The organism is Streptomyces sp. NPDC103540, from assembly GCF_055584445.1.
Genome location: NZ_JBVJMA010000001.1, coordinates 436,328 through 453,350, shown reverse-complemented (window position 1 = coordinate 453,350; position 17,023 = coordinate 436,328). Strand labels below are relative to the sequence as shown.

16 protein-coding genes are annotated in these 17,023 nt (G+C 73.3%); 6 read left to right on the top strand and 10 right to left on the bottom strand.

The genetic code is table 11. The annotated features are described in order from the left end of the window. Positions 1–29: 29 nt before the first annotated feature. Positions 30–977 carry a dimethylargininase gene (ddaH, locus tag ACZ6ZI_RS01995; RefSeq protein ID WP_469515787.1) on the top strand — a complete coding sequence of 316 codons (948 nt, stop codon included), beginning with the start codon at positions 30–32 and terminating at the stop codon, positions 975–977. Between the two features lie 10 nt (positions 978–987). Here ddaH and ACZ6ZI_RS01990 read toward each other — a convergent pair whose 3' ends face one another. Together ACZ6ZI_RS01990 and ACZ6ZI_RS01985 are read right to left on the bottom strand one after the other, a co-directional pair. Further along, entirely contained in the window at positions 988–2,007 is a 1,020-nt protein-coding gene (locus ACZ6ZI_RS01990) for a small ribosomal subunit Rsm22 family protein (RefSeq protein WP_469514548.1), read from the bottom strand. A 9-nt stretch (positions 2,008–2,016) separates the two neighbouring features. Next, positions 2,017–3,363, bottom strand: a complete 1,347-nt coding sequence (locus ACZ6ZI_RS01985) for a multidrug effflux MFS transporter (protein WP_469514545.1) — start codon at positions 3,361–3,363, stop codon at positions 2,017–2,019. 96 nt (positions 3,364–3,459) lie between these two features. Here ACZ6ZI_RS01985 and ACZ6ZI_RS01980 point away from each other — a divergent pair, with 96 nt between their 5' ends. Then, a complete protein-coding gene (locus ACZ6ZI_RS01980) occupies positions 3,460–4,233 on the top strand; it encodes an SDR family oxidoreductase (RefSeq protein ID WP_469515784.1) in 774 nt (257 codons plus the stop codon). Between the two features lie 13 nt (positions 4,234–4,246). On the opposite strand, the gene efeU is transcribed toward ACZ6ZI_RS01980, so the two are convergent. The 6 genes from efeU to ACZ6ZI_RS01950 all read right to left on the bottom strand — a co-directional run bounded on the left by efeU (position 4,247) and on the right by ACZ6ZI_RS01950 (position 11,010). After that, a complete protein-coding gene (gene efeU / locus ACZ6ZI_RS01975; RefSeq protein ID WP_469514542.1) occupies positions 4,247–5,110 on the bottom strand; it encodes an iron uptake transporter permease EfeU in 864 nt (287 codons plus the stop codon). Between the two features lie 23 nt (positions 5,111–5,133). Continuing rightward, positions 5,134–6,399: an iron uptake transporter deferrochelatase/peroxidase subunit gene (efeB, locus tag ACZ6ZI_RS01970; protein ID WP_469514539.1), complete on the bottom strand. Its 1,266-nt coding sequence runs from the start codon at positions 6,397–6,399 to the stop codon at positions 5,134–5,136. Between the two features lie 32 nt (positions 6,400–6,431). Then, the gene (efeO, locus tag ACZ6ZI_RS01965) at positions 6,432–7,583 is read right to left on the bottom strand and encodes an iron uptake system protein EfeO (protein WP_363061692.1); all 1,152 of its coding nucleotides are present in this window, start codon (positions 7,581–7,583) and stop codon (positions 6,432–6,434) included. Positions 7,584–7,758: 175 nt separating this feature from the next. Beyond that, positions 7,759–8,622, bottom strand: coding sequence for a heme ABC transporter ATP-binding protein (locus tag ACZ6ZI_RS01960; protein WP_469515782.1), 864 nt, complete (start codon positions 8,620–8,622; stop codon positions 7,759–7,761). 113 nt (positions 8,623–8,735) lie between these two features. Beyond that, positions 8,736–9,989 (bottom strand): FecCD family ABC transporter permease, encoded by a 1,254-nt coding sequence (locus ACZ6ZI_RS01955; RefSeq protein ID WP_469514536.1) that lies wholly within the window; start codon positions 9,987–9,989, stop codon positions 8,736–8,738. A gap of 1 nt (position 9,990) precedes the next feature. Beyond that, a complete protein-coding gene (locus tag ACZ6ZI_RS01950; protein WP_469514534.1) occupies positions 9,991–11,010 on the bottom strand; it encodes a heme/hemin ABC transporter substrate-binding protein in 1,020 nt (339 codons plus the stop codon). 138 nt (positions 11,011–11,148) lie between these two features. Here ACZ6ZI_RS01950 and ACZ6ZI_RS01945 point away from each other — a divergent pair, with 138 nt between their 5' ends. From ACZ6ZI_RS01945 to ACZ6ZI_RS01935, 3 genes are all read left to right on the top strand, one after another. Continuing rightward, a complete protein-coding gene (locus tag ACZ6ZI_RS01945; protein ID WP_469514532.1) occupies positions 11,149–12,609 on the top strand; it encodes an HtaA domain-containing protein in 1,461 nt (486 codons plus the stop codon). Positions 12,610–12,677: 68 nt separating this feature from the next. Then, on the top strand, positions 12,678–14,204 hold the full coding sequence (locus ACZ6ZI_RS01940) for an HtaA domain-containing protein (protein ID WP_469514529.1): 1,527 nt from the start codon (positions 12,678–12,680) through the stop codon (positions 14,202–14,204). Positions 14,205–14,277: 73 nt separating this feature from the next. Beyond that, positions 14,278–14,928 carry a PhzF family phenazine biosynthesis protein gene (locus tag ACZ6ZI_RS01935; RefSeq protein WP_469514526.1) on the top strand — a complete coding sequence of 217 codons (651 nt, stop codon included), beginning with the start codon at positions 14,278–14,280 and terminating at the stop codon, positions 14,926–14,928. A 105-nt stretch (positions 14,929–15,033) separates the two neighbouring features. Here the strand turns inward: ACZ6ZI_RS01935 and ACZ6ZI_RS01930 are convergent, their stop codons facing one another. Further along, a complete protein-coding gene (locus ACZ6ZI_RS01930) occupies positions 15,034–15,681 on the bottom strand; it encodes a biliverdin-producing heme oxygenase (protein WP_469514522.1) in 648 nt (215 codons plus the stop codon). Positions 15,682–15,821: 140 nt separating this feature from the next. After that, the gene (map, locus tag ACZ6ZI_RS01925; protein ID WP_469514519.1) at positions 15,822–16,679 is read right to left on the bottom strand and encodes a type I methionyl aminopeptidase; all 858 of its coding nucleotides are present in this window, start codon (positions 16,677–16,679) and stop codon (positions 15,822–15,824) included. Between the two features lie 72 nt (positions 16,680–16,751). On the opposite strand from map, the gene ACZ6ZI_RS01920 reads away from it, so the two are divergent. Continuing rightward, positions 16,752–16,988: a hypothetical protein gene (locus ACZ6ZI_RS01920; RefSeq protein WP_363061762.1), complete on the top strand. Its 237-nt coding sequence runs from the start codon at positions 16,752–16,754 to the stop codon at positions 16,986–16,988. Positions 16,989–17,023: the final 35 nt, after the last annotated feature.

Genomic DNA, 17,023 nt, shown 5'->3' with positions numbered 1-17,023 from the left:
ATCGGTGCGAGACGTATCGTCTTCCAGCCATTCCCCAAACCACCCGATCAGTTCACTGCGCGGTCAGGCCCCAGGAGAGACGATTCTCTCCACACCCTCGCGGGCGTCGCGGCCGCGCCGCCCGCGACACCCGTGAAAGTCGTGAGGAGCCTTCTTTGCGCAGAGACGCCACACCCCGGCGCTACCTGATGTGCCCACCGGCACACTTCCGGGTCACGTACTCCATCAACCCGTGGATGGACCCCACGAAACCGGTGGACCTGCCCCTCGCACTCGCCCAGTGGGAAGACCTCCGGGACCGCTACCGGGCCCTCGGCCACACCGTCGAGACCCTCGTGCCCGACCCCGAACTCCCCGACATGGTCTTCGCCGCGAACGGCGCCCTCGTCGTCGACGGCAAGGTCCTCGGCGCCCGCTTCGCCTACCCCGAACGGACCGCCGAGGCCGAGATCCACCTCGACTGGTTCCGGGCCCACGGCTTCACCGACATCCACGAGCCCTCGCACGTCAACGAGGGCGAGGGGGACTTCGCCGTCACCGCCGGATACATCCTGGCCGGTCGCGGCTTCCGCTCCAGCCCGCTCTCCCACGACGAGGCGCAGGAGTTCTTCGGCCGCCCCGTCATCGGCCTCGACCTGGTGGACCCTCGCTACTACCACCTGGACACGGCGCTGTGCGTGCTCGACGGCGACGAGATCATGTACCACCCCGAGGCCTTCTCGCCGGGCAGCCGGGCGGTCCTGCGCCGCCTCTTCCCGGACGCCCTCCTGGTGGACGCGGCCGACGCCGCCGCCTTCGGGCTCAACTCCGTCTCCGACGGCCTGCACGTGGTGATGCCACAGGCCGCGACCGGACTGGCGGCGCCCCTGCGCGAGCGCGGGTTCGAGCCCGTGCCCATGGACCTGGGCGAACTGCTCAAGGGCGGCGGCAGCGTGAAGTGCTGCACCCAGGAACTGCGCCCGGCGCAGACGGCCTAGCGGGTGCCCGCTACGGGGCCGGGGGCCACTCCCGGCCCCACTCGGTGTCCCGGGCCGCCTTGTAGAGGTCGCCGTGCCGCTTGGTCACGGTGGCCCGGGACAGCCCCGCGCCCGGCCCCTCCTGGGGACCGCACAGGTCGAGCAGGACGAGCCCCTTGCGGATCTGCGGCCTGCGCGTGATCCGGGAGGCGGCCGGGGACACCGGGAAGCGGCTCGCGGCGACGTAGGCGAACTTCTCGTCCTCGTACGCCAGCGAACCGCCCTTGACCTGCCGGTGCAGGGAGGAACGGCTGACCCGCGCCGAGAAGTGGCACCAGTCCTGGCCCACCTCGATCGGGCACGTCCCGTCGTGCGGGCACGGCGCGGCGATCCGCATCCCCGCCTCCACGAGCTGTTCGCGCGCCTCCCGGACGCGCAGGTAGCCCTCGGGCGTGCCCGGCTCGATCAGCACCACGGCGCCGCCGGCGCGGGCCGCCTCGGCGACCACCGCCCGGCGGGCCTCGGGGGTCAGCTCGCCGAGCACGTACGAGACCGTCACCAGGTCGGCGTCGGGCAGGCTCAGCCCCGCGCCGATGACGGCCCGCCGCCACTCGGCCGCGCGCAGCGCCCCGGACGACGAGCGCCCGGCCAGCTCCCTGCCGAGGGCCAGCGCCGGCTCGGCCCAGTCCAGCACCGTGGTGGTGCGGGGCCCGTCCCAGGTGGCGTCCACGGCCCAGGTCGCGGCGCCGGTGCCGCCGCCCACGTCCACGTGCGAGCCCGGCGTCCAGTCCGGCGCGGCGGCGGCCAGGCCGTCCAGGGCGCGGCACACCGCCTCGAAGGTGGCCGGCATCCGGTACGCGGCGTACGCGGCGACGTCGGAGCGGTCGCGCAGTACGGGGGCGTCGGTGGGCGTCGTACCGCGGTAGTTGGCGATGAGCCGTTCGACGGCGGCCGAGGCCTGCTTCTTCGGGAGCCCTTCGAGCAGCCCCGCGAGGGCGCTGCGCAGGGTGTCGGCGCTGGTGGGGACGGAGGGGGAGGCGGCGGCGTTCACCCGCGAAGTTTACGGCGCCGAGCCGGCCCCGACGTCGGTCGTGGCCTCGCGGGGCCGCCACGGGCGGCACATCAGCAGGAAGCAGCCCACCGCCAGCAGCGAGCAGGTCAGCTGGACCAGCGCCATGGGCACCGCCGTGTCCTCGCCCGCGATCCCGACCAGCGGCGAGGCGACGGCCCCGACCAGGAAGGAGGAGGTGCCGAGCAGGGCGGACGCCGATCCGGCGGCGTGCGGGGTGCGCATGAGGGCCTGCGCGTTGGTGTTCGGCAGGACCAGGCCCATCGCGGACATCAGCACGAACAGCGCCGCGGCCACCGGGAGGAGGCCGACCTCGCCGAAGACGCCGGTGGACATCAGCAGCAGCGCCACCGAGGCGACGAGGATCACCGCGAGACCGGTGGCCAGGGCCTTGTCCAGACTGACGCGGCCGACCAGCAGCTTGCCGTTGATCTGCCCGACGATGATCAGCCCGACGGAGTTGACGCCGAACAGCAGGCTGAAGGCCTGCGGGGAGGCCCCGTAGATCTCCTGCACCACGAAGGGCGAGGCGGCTATGTAGGAGAAGAGCACGGCGAAGGCGAAGCCGCCCGCCAGGGTGTACCCGGCGAACACCCGGTCGCCGAGCAGGCCGCGCATGGTCCGCAGGGCCGCGCCCACGCCGCCGGTGTGCCGCCGCTCGGGCGGCAGCGTCTCGCCGAGGCTGCGCCACACCAGCAGCGTCAGGGCGAAGCCGACGGCGGTCAGGACCACGAAGACGCCGCGCCAGTCGGCGAAGCGCAGGACCTGGCCGCCGATCAGTGGGGCGACGATCGGGGCGGCCCCGGATATCAACATCAGGGTGGAGAAGAACCGGGCCATCTCGACGCCGTCGTACAGGTCGCGGACGACGGCCCGGGCGATGACGATCGCGGCGGCGCCCGCAAGGCCCTGGAGCAGGCGGAAGGCGATCAGCAGCTCGGCGGTCGGGGCCAGGGCGCAGATCGCGGTGGCCAGGACGTAGACGACCATGCCCGCCAGCAGCGGACGGCGCCGGCCCCACTTGTCGCTCATCGGGCCGATGACGAGCTGTCCCAGCGCCATGCCGGCGAGGCAGGCGGTCAGGGTGAGCTGGATCGTGGCGGCCGGGCTGTTCAGGGCGGTGGTCACCTCCGGCAGCGCCGGCAGGTACATGTCCATGGACAGCGGGGGGAGGGCGGTGAGCCCGCCCAGCACGAACGTGACGAGCAGTCCGGTGCGACGTGCCGCCTTCACGGGGCCGGCGGGGTCCGCGCCCGCGCGCGGCCCGGCCGTGGGGGAGGGGGGCGGTTCGGGCGACGAACCCTGCGCGGGGGCCGTCGAGGGGCCTCTCTCCGACATGCGGTACTCCAGTCTTCTCATACGGTCACACGACCCCTGACCGACCCATGTTCTCAGCTGTCGGAACGTCCGGGGCCGGACGGCCGCCGTCCCGTACTGTGCGGAACCGTGAACGCACCTCGGAAGAAGATCGCTGTAGTGACCGGCGCGGGCTCCGGCATCGGCCGCTCCGTGGCCCTCGCCCTGGCCGGGGCCGGCTGGTCCGTGGCCGTCGCCGGACGCCGCCCCGAGCCCCTGGAGGAGACGGCCGCCGCCGCCCCCGCCGGCGCGGACGTCCTGCCCGTACGGGCCGACGTGAGCGATCCCGACGACGTGGCCGCCCTCTTCGCCACCGTGCGGGAGCGCCACGGACGCCTCGACCTGCTCTTCAACAACGCCGGCACCTTCGGCCCCGCCGGGGTCGCCCTGGAGGACATCACCCCCGAGGCCTGGCGCCAGGTGGTCGACGTCAACCTGACCGGCGCCTTCCTCTGCGCCCAGGCCGCCTTCCGGACCATGAAGGCCCAGGACCCCCAGGGCGGCCGCATCATCAACAACGGCTCCATCTCGGCGCACGTGCCGCGCCCGAACTCCATCGCCTACACCGCGACCAAACACGCCATGACCGGCCTGACCAAGTCGCTGTCGCTCGACGGGCGCCCGTACCGCATCGCCTGCGGGCAGATCGACATCGGCAACGCCGCCACCGAGATGACCGAGCGCATGCAGAGCGGGATCCTCCAGGCCAACGGGCAACTGGCCGTCGAGCCCGTCATGGACGCCGCCGACGTTGCCCGGACCGTGCTGCACATGGCGGAGCTGCCGCTGGAGGCGAACGTCCAGTTCGCCACCGTCATGGCGACCGCGATGCCCTACATCGGGCGCGGCTGAGCGCGGCAGGTCCTCAGCCCCGTCCCTCGGGACCCGAGCCCGCCCCGGCCGCCGTCGGGGCGGCCGTCGCGGGGCGGGCACCGGTCGGCCGCAGGAACAGGGTCAGGACCACGACCAGGTACGCCGACCACACCACCAGTTGGAGGACCGTCGGGTTCGGCTGGAAGTTGAAGACGCCCTTCAGCAGGACCCCGTACCAGCTGTCCGGCGGGATCACCTCGCTGATGTCGAAGGCCCTGTCGTTCAGGCCCCCGAGGAACGCCGCCTCCTGGAGGTCGTGGACCCCGTACGCGAGGACGCCCGCCGCCACGACCACCAGCATCGCGCCGGTCCACGTGAAGAACCTCGACAGGTTGATCCTGAGCGCGCCCCGGTAGAACAGCCAGCCCAGCACGATCGCCGTGGCGATGCCCAGCAGCACCCCGATCAGCGGCGCCGAGGAGCCCTCGCCGCTCGCCCGGACCGAGGCCCACACGAACAGGGCGGTCTCCAGCCCCTCGCGGCCCACGGCCAGGAAGGCGGTGGCCACGAGCGCGCCGGTGCCCATCGCCAGGGCGGCGTCGAGCCGGCCGTGCAGCTCGGCCCGCAGGTTCCGGGCGGTGCGCTTCATCCAGAAGACCATCCACGTCACCAAGGCGACGGAGACGATCGACAGGGTGCCGCCGAGCAGCTCCTGCGCCTGGAAGGTCAGCTCCTGCGTGCCGAACTCCAGCATCGCGCCGAAGGCCAGCGAGAGCGCGCAGGCGATCCCGACGCCGATCCACACCGGGCGCAGCGCGGCCCGGTTGTCCGTCTTCACCAGGTAGGCGACGAGGATGCAGACGACCAGACTGGCTTCCAGGCCCTCGCGCAGGCCGATCAGATAGTTGCCGAACACGGCGGTTTCCTCTCCGGCGGGGACTACGCGAACAGCGTCCGGCCCCACCAGTCGTCCTTGTCGCGGACGCCCGGCGGGACGGCGAAGACGGCCGAACCCACGTGCTGGATGTATTCGTTGAGGACGTCGGACTTGGCCAGCTGCCGCTGGATCGGCACGAAGCCCGTGCGGACGTCCCGCTGGTAGGCCAGGAAGAACAGGCCCGCGTCGAGCCGGCCCAGGCCGTCCGTGCCGTCGGTGAAGGAGTAGCCGCGGCGCAGGATCTGCGCGCCGTTGTTGGTGTCCGGGTGCGCGAGCCGTACGTGCGCCTCGGGCTTCATCGCCTTCAGGAAGGGCTCGTCGCGCTCCTTGGACCGGCCCACCGGGGCGCCCTCGCCCTTGTCGCGGCCGATGATGTCCTCCTGCTCCCGCAGCGAGGTGCGGTCCCAGGTCTCGATGTGCATCCGGATGCGCCGGGCGACCAGGTACGAGCCGCCGGTCAGCCAGTCGTGGCCGTCGCCCGCGCCCACCCACACGTGCTTGTCCAGGGCCGCCCGGTCGGTGCCCGAGATGTTCCGGGTGCCGTCCTTGAAGCCCATCATGTTGCGCGGGGTCTGCTCCTCGGGGGTGGTCGAGGAGGTCTTGCCGAAGCCGAGCTGCGACCAGCGCACCGCGACCCGGCCGAAGCCGATGCGGGCGAGCTGACGGATGGCGTGCACCGCGACCTGGGGGTCGTCGGCGCAGGCCTGGACGCACAGGTCGCCGCCCGAGCGGGCCGGGTCGAGGTTGTCGCCGGGGAACAGCTCCAGGTCGACCAGCGCCTCCGGGCGCCGGCCCTCCAGTCCGAAGCGGTCCTTGGCGAACAGCCCCGGGCCGAAGCCGACGGTCAGGGTGAGCCGGGAGGCCTTCAGGCCCAGCGCCTCGCCCGTGTCGTCCGGCGGAGCCTGCGGCAGGCCGCCGAAGCCGCCCTCGCCGACGGGCAGTCCGGCCGTCATCCGCCGGGCCGCCTGCGTCCATTCCTTCAGCAGGAGCACCAGCTCCGCGCGGTCCTTGGTCGTCACGTCGAAGGCCGCGAAGTGCAGCCGGTCCTGGACGGCGCTGGCGATGCCGGCCTGGTGCTCCCCGTGGAAGGGCACGGCGGCGCCGGCGCCGGCCGCGGACTCCATCGGCGTACGGCCGCCGAGGGCGGCGACGGCCCCGCCGGCCGCGGCGGCGCCGAGTGCGAACCCGGCCCCGCCCCAGCCGAGGACGGCACGCCGGGACGGGGCGGGGGCGCCGCCGTCCGGTCCTTCGGGTCGTGGGTCGGTCATCGTGTTCTCCTGCCTCGTGCCGGTCGCCCGGACTACTTGGCGACCGCCGCCGCGAGCTTCGAGAGCGGCTCGGCGAGGGAGTTGACCCCGTCCGACAGCTCCTTGCGCTCGCTCTCGCCGACCTTGTCGTAGGAGGTGAACTCGTAGCCGTTCTTGTCGGCGCGGTACTTGTCGAGCAGGGCGTTCAGGGCGGCGAACCGGGCGTCGAGCTGCGCGGTCAGGGCCGGGTCGTTCTTCTCGGCGGTCGGCTTCAGCAGCTCGTACGACTTCTGGGCGCCCTCGACGTTGGCCTTGAAGTCGACCAGGTCGGTGTGGGAGTAGCGCTCCTCCTCGCCCGTCACCTTGCCGGTGGCGACCTCGTCGAGCAGCTCCTTGGCGCCGTTGGCCATGGAGGTCGGGGTGATCTCCGCGGTGCCGACCCGCTTTTGCCAGTCGGTGAGGTCGGCCATCAGGGTGTCGGCGAGCTTCTTGTCGTTGTCGTCGATCCTGTTGTCCTGGAACAGGGACTTCTCCAGGCGGTGCCAGCCGGTCCAGTCCTTCGCCGGGTCCTGGCCGGCCTCCAGGCCGTCCTCGCGGACGTCGACCTTCGGGTCGATGTCGCCGAAGGACTCGGCGACGGGCTCGGTGCGCTCCCAGCCGATGCGGGAGGGGGCGTACGCCTTCCGCGCGGCCTCCAGGTCGCCGGCCTTGACGGCGTCGGCGAAGACCTGGGCCTTCGGCAGCGTCTCGTCGGCCTGCTCCTGCACGTACTTGCGGTAGGCGGCGACGGCCGCGTCCAGCTCGGGGGAGCGCTTCTCGGTGCCCCCCGCGCCGGTGGCCTTCACCTTGGTGCGGATGCCGTCGCCCTTCATGCCGGGCTTGCAGGCGAGGGCGTAGTCGCCCGCCTTGATCTCGGCGGTGATGGTGACCCGGGTGCCGGGGCCGATGTTCTCGCGCTCGGCGACGATGCGGTCGTCCGGGAAGAGGACGTACAGCTCGGTGACCTTGGAGCCCTTGTTCTCGACGTCGATCTCGACCTTGCCGGCCGGGAACTCGGTCGGGGAGACCTCGCACGCGGTGTCCGTCGCGGTCACGCGGATCGCGCCCGAACCGTCCTTGGCGCCCTTCTCCGCGCAGCCGGTGACGGCGGTGAGTGCGGCCACCGCGGCGACCGCGGTGAGGACGGTGAGGCGGGCGGGTCGCATGGGGGCTCCTGGCGGGGGTCAAGACGAGTGGGGGGCTGGTGAGGCGGACCTAACTTAACCGAGGCTTACCTCACCGGAGCCGCGTCGTCCAGTGATTCGACTCTCATGTCTCGGCCCCGGACACGAGCCCGTCACGGGCCTTCCACGACCCCTTCAAACGGAGGTCAAGCGCGGGTCAAACCGCGTCAGGATTTCGTATGGCGGAAGTCTTCCCGTCCGTCGGTACGCGGAGCGGAACGACCAGCGGGGCCCCGGTCCGCGGGTGCGGGAACACCTCCACGGGCTGGCGGTAGACCCGGCTGAGGAGGGCGTCCTCGAAGACCTCCGACGGGGGCCCGGCCACCGCGATCCGACCGTCGTGCAGCACGGCCGCCCGGTCCGCGTACGCCGCCGCCAGCCCGAGGTCGTGCAGGACCACCACCACCGCGTCGCCGGCCGCCGCCCGCTCCCGGCAGATCCGCAGCACCAACTCCTGGTGGCGCAGGTCCAGAGCCGCCGTCGGCTCGTCGAGCAACAGCAGCGGCGCCCCCTGGGCCAGGACCCGGGCCAGGGCCACCCGGGCGCGCTCGCCGCCGGAGAGGGCGGAGAAGGGCCGCTCGGCGAACCGGGTGACCTCGGTGGCGGCCATCGCCCGGGCCACCGCCTCCTCGTCCCGCTCCGCCGACGGGGTGCCGGCCCAGGGCGCGCGGCCCATGCGGACCACGTCGGCCACGGGGAAGGGGAACGACAGGGCGGCCGACTGGGGCAGGACCGCACGGCGCAGCGCCAGTTCGGGGGCCGTCCAGTCGCCCACCGGGCGCCCGTCGATGCGTACGGTGCCCGCGGCGGCCGGCAGGTCGGCGGCGAGCGCGGCGAGCAGGGTGGACTTCCCGGCGCCGTTCGGCCCGACCAGGGCCAGCACCTCGCCCGCGCGGGCGACCAGGTCGATGCCGGCGAGCACCTCGCGCTCCCCGAGCCGCACGCGCAACCCCTCGACCTCGGCGAGGGCGGCCCCCCGCGCGGGGCGGTCGGGCGCGCGGCGCGGACGGCGGCGCCGCAGGGCCGACAGGAGGCCCGACAGCGGGGGGAACCCGGTACGGGCGACGTCGGAGGTGTCGGCTCCGGTGGCGGTGATGGTGTCGGCGCCGTCGGCGGTGCCGGTCGTACGGGGGGTCACGCCCACCCTCCTTGCCTGCGACGGGTGCGGCGCAGCAGCCAGAAGAAGAACGGGCTGCCGATCAGGGCGGTCAGCACACCGAGGGGCAACTCGGCGGGCTGGGCCAGCGTCCGGGCGGCGAGGTCGCCCGCCATCAGGACCACGGCCCCGGCGAGGGCGCTGCCCGGCACCAGGAAGCGGTGCCCAGGCCCGTTCGCCATCCGCAACAGGTGCGGCACCAACAGGCCGACGAAGGTGATGACCCCGGCCACGGCCACGGCGGCCGCCGTCAGCAGCGCCACGACCAGGATCAGTGCCAGCCGCAGCCGTTCCACGTCGATCCCGAGGTGGCGGGCGGGGCGTTCGCCGAGCGCGAGGAGGTCCAGCCGGCGTGCGTAGAAGGGGGCGACGAGGAGGCCGGCGAGGGCGCACGGCAGGACCGCGAGGACCTTCGGCCAGGTGGCCTGGGCGAGGGAGCCGAGCTGCCAGAAGGTGATCTGGTTGACCTGCCCGCTGTCGGCGAAGAAGACGAACATGCCGATCAGGGCGCCCGCGAAGGCGTTGACGGCGATGCCGGTGAGGATGAGGGTGACCACCTCGGTCCTCCCGCCGTTGCGCGAGAGCAGGTAGACGGAGCAGACGGTGACCAGCCCCGCGACGAACGCGCAGGCGGTGATCGTCCAGTTCCCGAGGAAGGTCAGGCCCAGCCCGATGGCGGCGACCGCGCCGACGGCCGCGCCCGCCGAGATGCCGATCACGCCGGGCTCGGCGAGCGGGTTGCCGAAGACCCCCTGCATCAGGGCTCCCGCGCAGCCGAGGGAGGCGCCGACCAGCAGGGCGAGGACGACGCGGGGGAGGCGTACGTTCCACAGCACGCTCTCCCCGACCCGGTCGAGGGGGGCGCCGCCGAGGCCCGCCCGGTGCAGGGCGGACGCGAGGACGTCCGCGGTCGGGATCCGGTAGGCGCCGATGCCGGCGGAGAGCAGGGCGAGCAGGAGCAGGGCGGCGACCAGGCCCCCCGTCAGCAGGACCGCCGTGCGGCGGCGGCCCGGCGCGCGGGGCCCGTCCGCCGGGCCGCCGCGCGGTGCCGGCGCGGGGACGACCGCCGGGGCCGCTGCCGCCAGGGGGTCGGGTGCCCGTGGCGGGGTCGGGTCCGGTGGGGGCGCGTCGGTCCCGGTCCCACCGGTCGCCCCACCGGTCGCCCCGCCGGTCGTGCCGGTTTCGCCGCGTGTCCCGGCTCCGGCGGCCGGGAGGTCGTGGGGGAGGGCCATCTCAGGCGCCCTTGCCGTGGAGCTGGCCGACGAGGGAGGAGAGCACCTGGTCGGTGCGGGGCCCGTAGTTGAGCAGGACCCCGTCGTCCACGGTGACCACCCGACGGTCCATGCCGGCCGGGGTCTGGGCGACACCGGGGATCTTGACCAACCCGTCGACGCCGCCCACCGATTCGAGGCCCTTGGTCATGACGAGGATCGCGTCCGGGGCGGCGGCGGCCAGGGCCTCGCTCGTGATCGGGGTGAAGTCCTTGCCGAGGCCGGACTCCTTGCCGGTGTCGATCGCGCCCGCCGCCTCCAGCAGCGAGGCCGCGCCCGAGTCGGAGCCGCCCAGCAGGTAGACCGAGGCCGTGCCGCGCAGGTAGAGGAAGGCCACGCGGGGCTTCTCGGCCGAGGCCGCGGGAACGTTCGCGCGCGCGGCGGCGATCCGGTCGGCGGTGCGCTGCCTGAGCTGTGCGCCGGCGTCCTGGACGCCCAGCGCGGCCGCCACCGCGTCGATCCGCCTCGGGACGTCGTCCAGCGCCTTCGCGGGGGCGACGACCAGCACCGGGACGCCGGCGTCGCGGATCTGCCGCACGGCTTCGGCGGGACCCGTGGTGGTCTCGGCGAGCACCAGCGTCGGCCGCAGCGACAGGACGCTCTCGGCGGAGACGTCGTGTCCGCGGGTCACCACCGGCAGGGAGGCGGCCTGTTCGAAGGTGGCGGTGATGTCGCGGGCGACGACCTGCCCGCCGAGTCCGAGGGTCTGGACGATCTCGTTCAGGCTGCCCGTCAGCGGCACGATCCGCTCCGCCGAGGCGACGGTGACCCGGCTGCCGTCGGCCGAGTCCACCGTCACGGGCAGCGCCGGTCGGGGTGTGGTCGGGAGGGGCTCGATCCGGTCCGGGACGGCGGCGGCCGGGGAGTGCCCGGGGGAGCCCGCGGCCTCGGTCGGGCCCCCGCAGCCGGTCACGGCGAGAGCCAGTGCCGCGAGGGCAACGGCGAAGCGCGGTAGGCGATATGACGCGGCGGGCGTAGACACGAAGGCACCGTCCTGATCGTCCCGGCCGGGAGCCGGCGGGTGGCTGGGCGAGGTTCTGCGGGCACGGGGGTTCCCCGTCAGACCGCGAATAGCTTAGGTTAGCCTAACCTTGCTCGCCAGACCTTGGAGGGGACCTTCATGTCCGCAAGACCCGCCCGCGCGCTCGCCGTCGCCCTCTTGGCGGCCCTGCTCGGGGCCCTGTTGCCGGCCGCCACCGCGCACGCGGCGGGCCGCACCGTTCAGGGCGGGCGGTTGGACTGGGGCATGAAATCCTCCTTCCAGAATTACGTCACGGGTCCGATCGCGAAAGGCTCTTTCCAGCTGAGGAACGGCGCGGCCACCGTCGGCGGCAGCCTGTTCCGCTTCCACTCCGCGAACGGTTCCTACGACCCCGCCACCGGCGAGTTCAGCGCCTCCTTCAGCGGTGGCGTCAGCTTCCAGGGCCACCGCAAGCCCAACGGGGTCGACGAGCTGGACATGACCGTCAGTCGACCGACCGTCAAGATCGCCGGCGGCCGCGGCACCCTCTACCTCGACGTGTCCAGCAAGGCCAAGGACACCGGCGCGGTCAGCAACGAGTCCCAGGTCCCCTTCGCCACGCTCGGGCTCGGCGGGATCGACATGAGGGGCGCCGGCAGCCCGCTGGTCCTCACCAACGTCCCGGCGACCCTCACCGAACAGGGCGCGAAGGCCTTCGCCGGCTACTACGCCGCCGGAGCGCAGCTCGACCCGGTCTCGCTGTCCGCCGACATCAAGGAGGCGGCGCCCGCACCGCCGGCCGCGTCCGCCGGCCCCACCGCGTCCCCCACCCCGACCGCGGGAGCGACCCCGCAGGCTCAGGGCGCCTTCACCGACGCCGCCGTCGACTGGGGCGTGCGCCGCACCTTCCGCGAGTACGTCACCGGCTCCGTCGGCCAGGGCAAGTGGACGCTGACCGAAGGCGCCCAGGACGGCGGCGCGCTGTTCCGCTTCCCGCAGGGCAAGGGCACCTGGGACGCGACGAAGGGGACGCTCGACGCCGCCTTCGCCGGCTCCGTCCGCTTCACCGGCGCCCACCTGGACCTGACCCTCGGCAAGGTCACCGTCAAGGTCGAGAACGGCAAGGGCCTGCTCAGCGCCGACGTGACCACCGGATCCGAGACCAAGGGCGCGGTCGCGCTCGTCGAGTTCGACGCCAAGGGGATCAAGACCGAGGGCGCGCTCGCCACCCTCACCGAAGCGCCGGCCACCCTCACCGAAGGCGGTTCCCGGGCCTTCAACTCCATGTACAAGGCCGGCACCGAGATGGACCCCGTCTCGCTCGCCGTCGCCCTGGACGGCGCGGCGCGGCTCCCCGCCCTGCCGGACCTCGGCTCCACCGCCTCCCCGACGCCCGACGCCCCCGCCGCGTCGCCGACCACCGCCCCCGTCCCGGCGCCCGCCGCCGCGCGCGGGGAGTCCTCGAACACCGCGCTGTACGTCGCCCTGGGCGCGGCCGTCCTGCTGCTCGCCGGCGGGGCCGTCCTCCTGGCGCTGCGCAGGCGCCGCACCGCCGCGGCCGGTTCCGCCGCCCCCGGTTCCGGGGCGGGTTCCGACACCGCGACCCCCGGGGCGTCGTAGGCCCGCGGCCCGCCCGCCGGCTCGCCCCCACCCCCTTCCTCTTCCCCCGTCCCTCCAGGAGTTCCCCGATGTCCTCGTCCGTCCGCCGTCCGGCCGTCCTCGCGGCCGCCGTGCTCACCGCCGCCGCCCTCGGCAGTGCCGCCCTCGTCCTGCCCGCCACGGCGGTCGGCTCCGCGCCGGCCGCCACCGGGGAGCAGACGACGGCCCCCGTCAGGGTCCTCGGCGGCACCCTCGACTGGGGCGTGCTGGAGAGCCTGCGCGCCTACGTCAAGAGCATCGGCTCGATCACCGTGCACGACGGCGCCACGGAGGTCCCCGGCGGCTTCCGCTTCGGCTCGGCCACGGGCGAGTACGACGAGGCCGGCGGCAACGTCCTGAAGGCGGCGTTCCGGGGCTCGGTCGTCTTCGACGGCACCGCGCACGGCTTCGTCGTCAAGATGGAGAACTTCCGCATCGACACCGGCACGAAGAAGCTGACGGCCGACGTCACCAAGAACGGCACCCTCAAGGAGAAGGTGCCGCTGGCGGACGTGGCCTTCACCGGGCCCCAGATGAGGGACCTCGCCACCACCCTCACCCCCGAGTTCGCCGCGGTCTTCGGCCGCGACACCTATGCCGGGAGGCCCGGGGACAAGCTGACGGCGGCCGTCACCCTGGAGGAGAGGACCTCCCCGTCCCCCTCCACCTCGACGTCCACCTCCGCCTCGCCCTCCCCCTCCACCACCTCGGGATCGCCGTCGGCGCGCCCCTCCTCGTCCACGTCGACCTCCGCGTCCCCCAAGCCGACCGGCACCGGGACCGGGGCCCCCGCCGACGGCCCCCAGAAGGTGCTGAACGGCAAGCTCACCTGGGGCGTCATGAAGTCCTTCCGCGAGTACGTCGGCGAGAAGGGCACCACGGCGAGCGGCGGCGCCGTCAAGAGCGGCGACACGTACGCGTTCGCGTTCGGCGCGGGCGAACTGGACGTCAAGAACCAGAAGCTCAAGGCCTCCTTCCAGGGCTCCCTGCGCTTCGAGTTCAAGCTCCACGGCCTGGACATGACCTTCGAGAACGTCCGGGTCGCCGGCGCCGGCAAGGCGGGCACGCTGACCCTCGACGTGAAGACGGACAAGGGCACCACCAAGGACATCCCCTTCGCCACGCTCGACCTGTCGAAGACGGACTACCGGACCAAGGACGGCCTGTTGGCGCTGAACGCGGTCCCCGCGTACTTCACCGAGCAGGGCTCGGCCGTCTTCGCCAACGACAACGCGGTCCTCGACAAGTACCGGCCGGGCAAGCCGATGGACCCGCTCGACCTGTCCGTGGCCGTGGACAAGGACGTCGTCCTGCCCACCACGGGCACCGGGACCGGCGGCAGCGGCACCACGGGCGGCAGCGGCACCACCGGCGGTACGGGCGGCTCCGCCGGAGGCGCCGGTACGGCCGGCGGCGGTTCGGCGGGTGGCTCGGCGGGCGGCTCGGCGGGCGGCAACCTCGCCGCGACCGGTGCCGAGGTCCCGGCCGGCGCCCTCCTCGGCGCCTCCGCCGTGATCGTGGCGGCCGGCGCGGGCGCGGTGTACGCGGCCCGCCGGCGCCGCCCGGCCCAGGACTGACCCGACCCGGCCGGACGCCCGCTCCCCGCAAGGGACTTCGGGAGCGGGACCCGGGCCGTGCTTGAATGCCCCGGTGAACGATCTCGATGTGATCAAGGTCTTCTGCGCGGGTGACGGCCGGTACGGCAACCTGCTCGGAGTCGTCCGCGACGGCCGGACCTGCCCCGACGACGCGTCCCGACAGGCGCTGGCCGCCGAACTCGGCTACAGCGAGACGGTGTTCGTCGACGACCCCGAGCGCGGGGTCGTCGACATCCGTACGCCCGGCACGCGCATGTCCTTCGCGGGGCACCCGCTCGTCGGGGTCGCCTGGCTGCTCGACATCGAGGAGCTCCGGCCCCCGGCCGGATCCGTATGGGCCCGCGACGACGGGGAGTTCACCTGGATCACGGCCCGGCCGGAGTGGGTCACGGAGAAGCGCACCCACCGGTACGCGTCCGTCGCCGAGGTCGAAGCGCTGCCCGCCCCGCCGCCCGGCGAGGGCTGGCTGTACGCCTGGGCCTGGGAGGACGAGGCCGCCGGCCGCGTCCGCGCCCGGGGTTTCCCGCGCCGCCCCGACGGGGTCATCACCGAGGACGAGGCCACCGGCTCCGCGGCGATCCTGCTGACGGCGCAGCTGAACCGGGCCCTCAACATCACCCAGGGCGCGGGCTCCCAGATCCTCACCGCCCCGGGGCCGGACGGCACCGTCGAGATCGGCGGCCGCGTCCGCTTCGCCTCGTAGGACCGCGAACGCGACCGAGGGCCGGTCGGGTGCCACGCGCACCCGACCGGCCCTCGGTCGTCCCTCCCGCGTCCGCGCGTCGGCGCGGTCCCGCGCCCCGGCGCCTCAGGCGCTGAGCGGGAACTCCTCGCCCAGCTCGCGGAAGACCGCGCCGTTGAAGTCGAAGGCGCGCTTGCACTCGTCGATGATGCGCTGCTTCTCCAGGTCGTCCGCGGCGATGGCGTCGAGCAGCTCGCGGTAGGTCCGCTTGAAGGCGGCCGGGTTGGAGATGTCCTCGAAGACGTAGAAGCGCACGCCGTCGCCCTTGCGGCTGAAGCCCCAGGTCCGCTCGGCCTTGTCGCGGATGATCTGCCCGCCGGAGAGGTCGCCCAGGTAGCGGGTGTAGTGGTGGGCGACGTACCCGCCCGGCCAGGACGCGGCGCACTCGGCGACCCGATCCGCGTACGCCCGCGTCGCGGGCAGGGCGGTGACGGACGCGCGCCAGTCGGGCCCGCGCAGGTGCTCCAGGTCCCGCTCGATCTCGGCGACGCGCATCAGCTCGGGCTGGATGAAGGGACCCGCCACCGGGTCCTCGCGCAGGGCCTCGGCCCCGTCCTCCAGCGCCCGGTACACGAACCACAGCTGCTCGGTGTAGCGGGCGTAGGCCTCGACGCCGAGCCTGCCGCCGAGCAGGTCGCTCATGAAGGTAGAGGTCTCGGCTTCGGTGTGCTGCTCGTGCGAGGCGACACGGATGACCGTGGAGAAGGCGTCCAAGACGGACCTCCGAAGGAAGGGGAATCGGGCGTGGCGACACCGCCGCCACGCCCGATCTTCCTACTTAGGCATACCTAAGTCAATGTGTTCCCGACGTCCTGTCGGTAAAAAAAGTGTGCCGCCCGATCGGCGACCGCGCCTCACGGCAGGGTGAGGACCTCCGCGCCGCTGTCGGTCACCACGAGCGTGTGCTCGAACTGGGCCGTCCGCTTGCGGTCCTTCGTGACCACCGTCCAGCCGTCCTCCCACATGTCGTACTCGTGGGTGCCCAGGGTCAGCATCGGCTCGATGGTGAACGTCATCCCGGGCTCGATCACCGTGGTCGCGTGCGGGCTGTCGTAGTGCGGGATGATCAGGCCGGAGTGGAAGGACGAGTTGATCCCGTGCCCGGTGAAGTCCCGGACCACGCCGTAGCCGAAGCGCTTCGCGTACGACTCGATGACCCGACCGATCACGTTGATCTGGCGGCCCGGCTTGACCGCCTTGATGGCCCGGTTCAGGGCCTCGCGGGTGCGCTCGACGAGCAGCCGCGACTCCTCGTCCACGTCACCGCACAGGTACGTGGCGTTGTTGTCGCCGTGCACCCCGCCGATGTACGCGGTCACGTCGAGGTTCACGATGTCGCCGTCCTTCAGGACGGTCGAGTCGGGGATGCCGTGGCAGATGACCTCGTTGAGCGAGGAACACAGGGACTTGGGGAAGCCCCGGTAGCCCAACGTCGAGGGGTAGGCGCCGTGATCGCACATGTACTCGTGCGCGACCCGGTCCAACTCGTCCGTGGTCACCCCCGGAGCGATGTGCTTTGCGGCCTCCTCCATCGCCTGGGCGGCGATCCGGCCGGCGATGCGCATCGCCTCGATCGTCTCGGCCGACTGCACCTCCGGTCCGGTGTACGGGGTGGGCGCGGGCTTGCCCACGTACTCGGGACGGCGGATGTTTCCGGGAACGGAACGGACGGGAGAGAGCTCGCCTGGTACGAGCAGCGACTGGCCGGACATGCAAGCGAGTGTATCGACCGGGGATGGGGCAGCATGGCGGCACAGAGCGGTATCGAGAGGAGCCCGACGACGATGGCCCTGTTCAAGAAGCGCCAGGTGGGCAAAGCAGGCGAGTGGTACTACTGCCTGGTCCACCAGAAGGTCGAGGAAGGGCCCGAGTGCCCGGCGAAGGACCGTTTCGGCCCGTACTCCACCCCGGAGGAGGCGGCCCACGCCATGGAGACCGCGCAGGAGCGCAACCTCGAATGGCAGACCGACCCGAAGTGGAACGACAAGTCCCGCGAGGAGGACGGGGGCGGCACCGCGTAGCCGGTCCCGCCGGCCCGGCGGGCGGGGGCCGGGGC

Excerpts from the sequence above, each read along its gene's own strand:
- ACZ6ZI_RS01985 (WP_469514545.1), bottom strand. The coding sequence starts at position 3,363 with ATGTCGGAGAGAGGCCCCTCGACGGCCCCCGCGCAGGGTTCGTCGCCC.
- efeB (WP_469514539.1), bottom strand. The coding sequence starts at position 6,399 with ATGACCGACCCACGACCCGAAGGACCGGACGGCGGCGCCCCCGCCCCG.
- efeO (WP_363061692.1), bottom strand. The coding sequence starts at position 7,583 with ATGCGACCCGCCCGCCTCACCGTCCTCACCGCGGTCGCCGCGGTGGCC.
- ACZ6ZI_RS01955 (WP_469514536.1), bottom strand. The coding sequence starts at position 9,989 with ATGGCCCTCCCCCACGACCTCCCGGCCGCCGGAGCCGGGACACGCGGC.
- ACZ6ZI_RS01945 (WP_469514532.1), top strand. The coding sequence starts at position 11,149 with ATGTCCGCAAGACCCGCCCGCGCGCTCGCCGTCGCCCTCTTGGCGGCC.
- ACZ6ZI_RS01940 (WP_469514529.1), top strand. The coding sequence starts at position 12,678 with ATGTCCTCGTCCGTCCGCCGTCCGGCCGTCCTCGCGGCCGCCGTGCTC.
- map (WP_469514519.1), bottom strand. The coding sequence starts at position 16,679 with ATGTCCGGCCAGTCGCTGCTCGTACCAGGCGAGCTCTCTCCCGTCCGT.
- ACZ6ZI_RS01920 (WP_363061762.1), top strand. The coding sequence starts at position 16,752 with ATGGCCCTGTTCAAGAAGCGCCAGGTGGGCAAAGCAGGCGAGTGGTAC.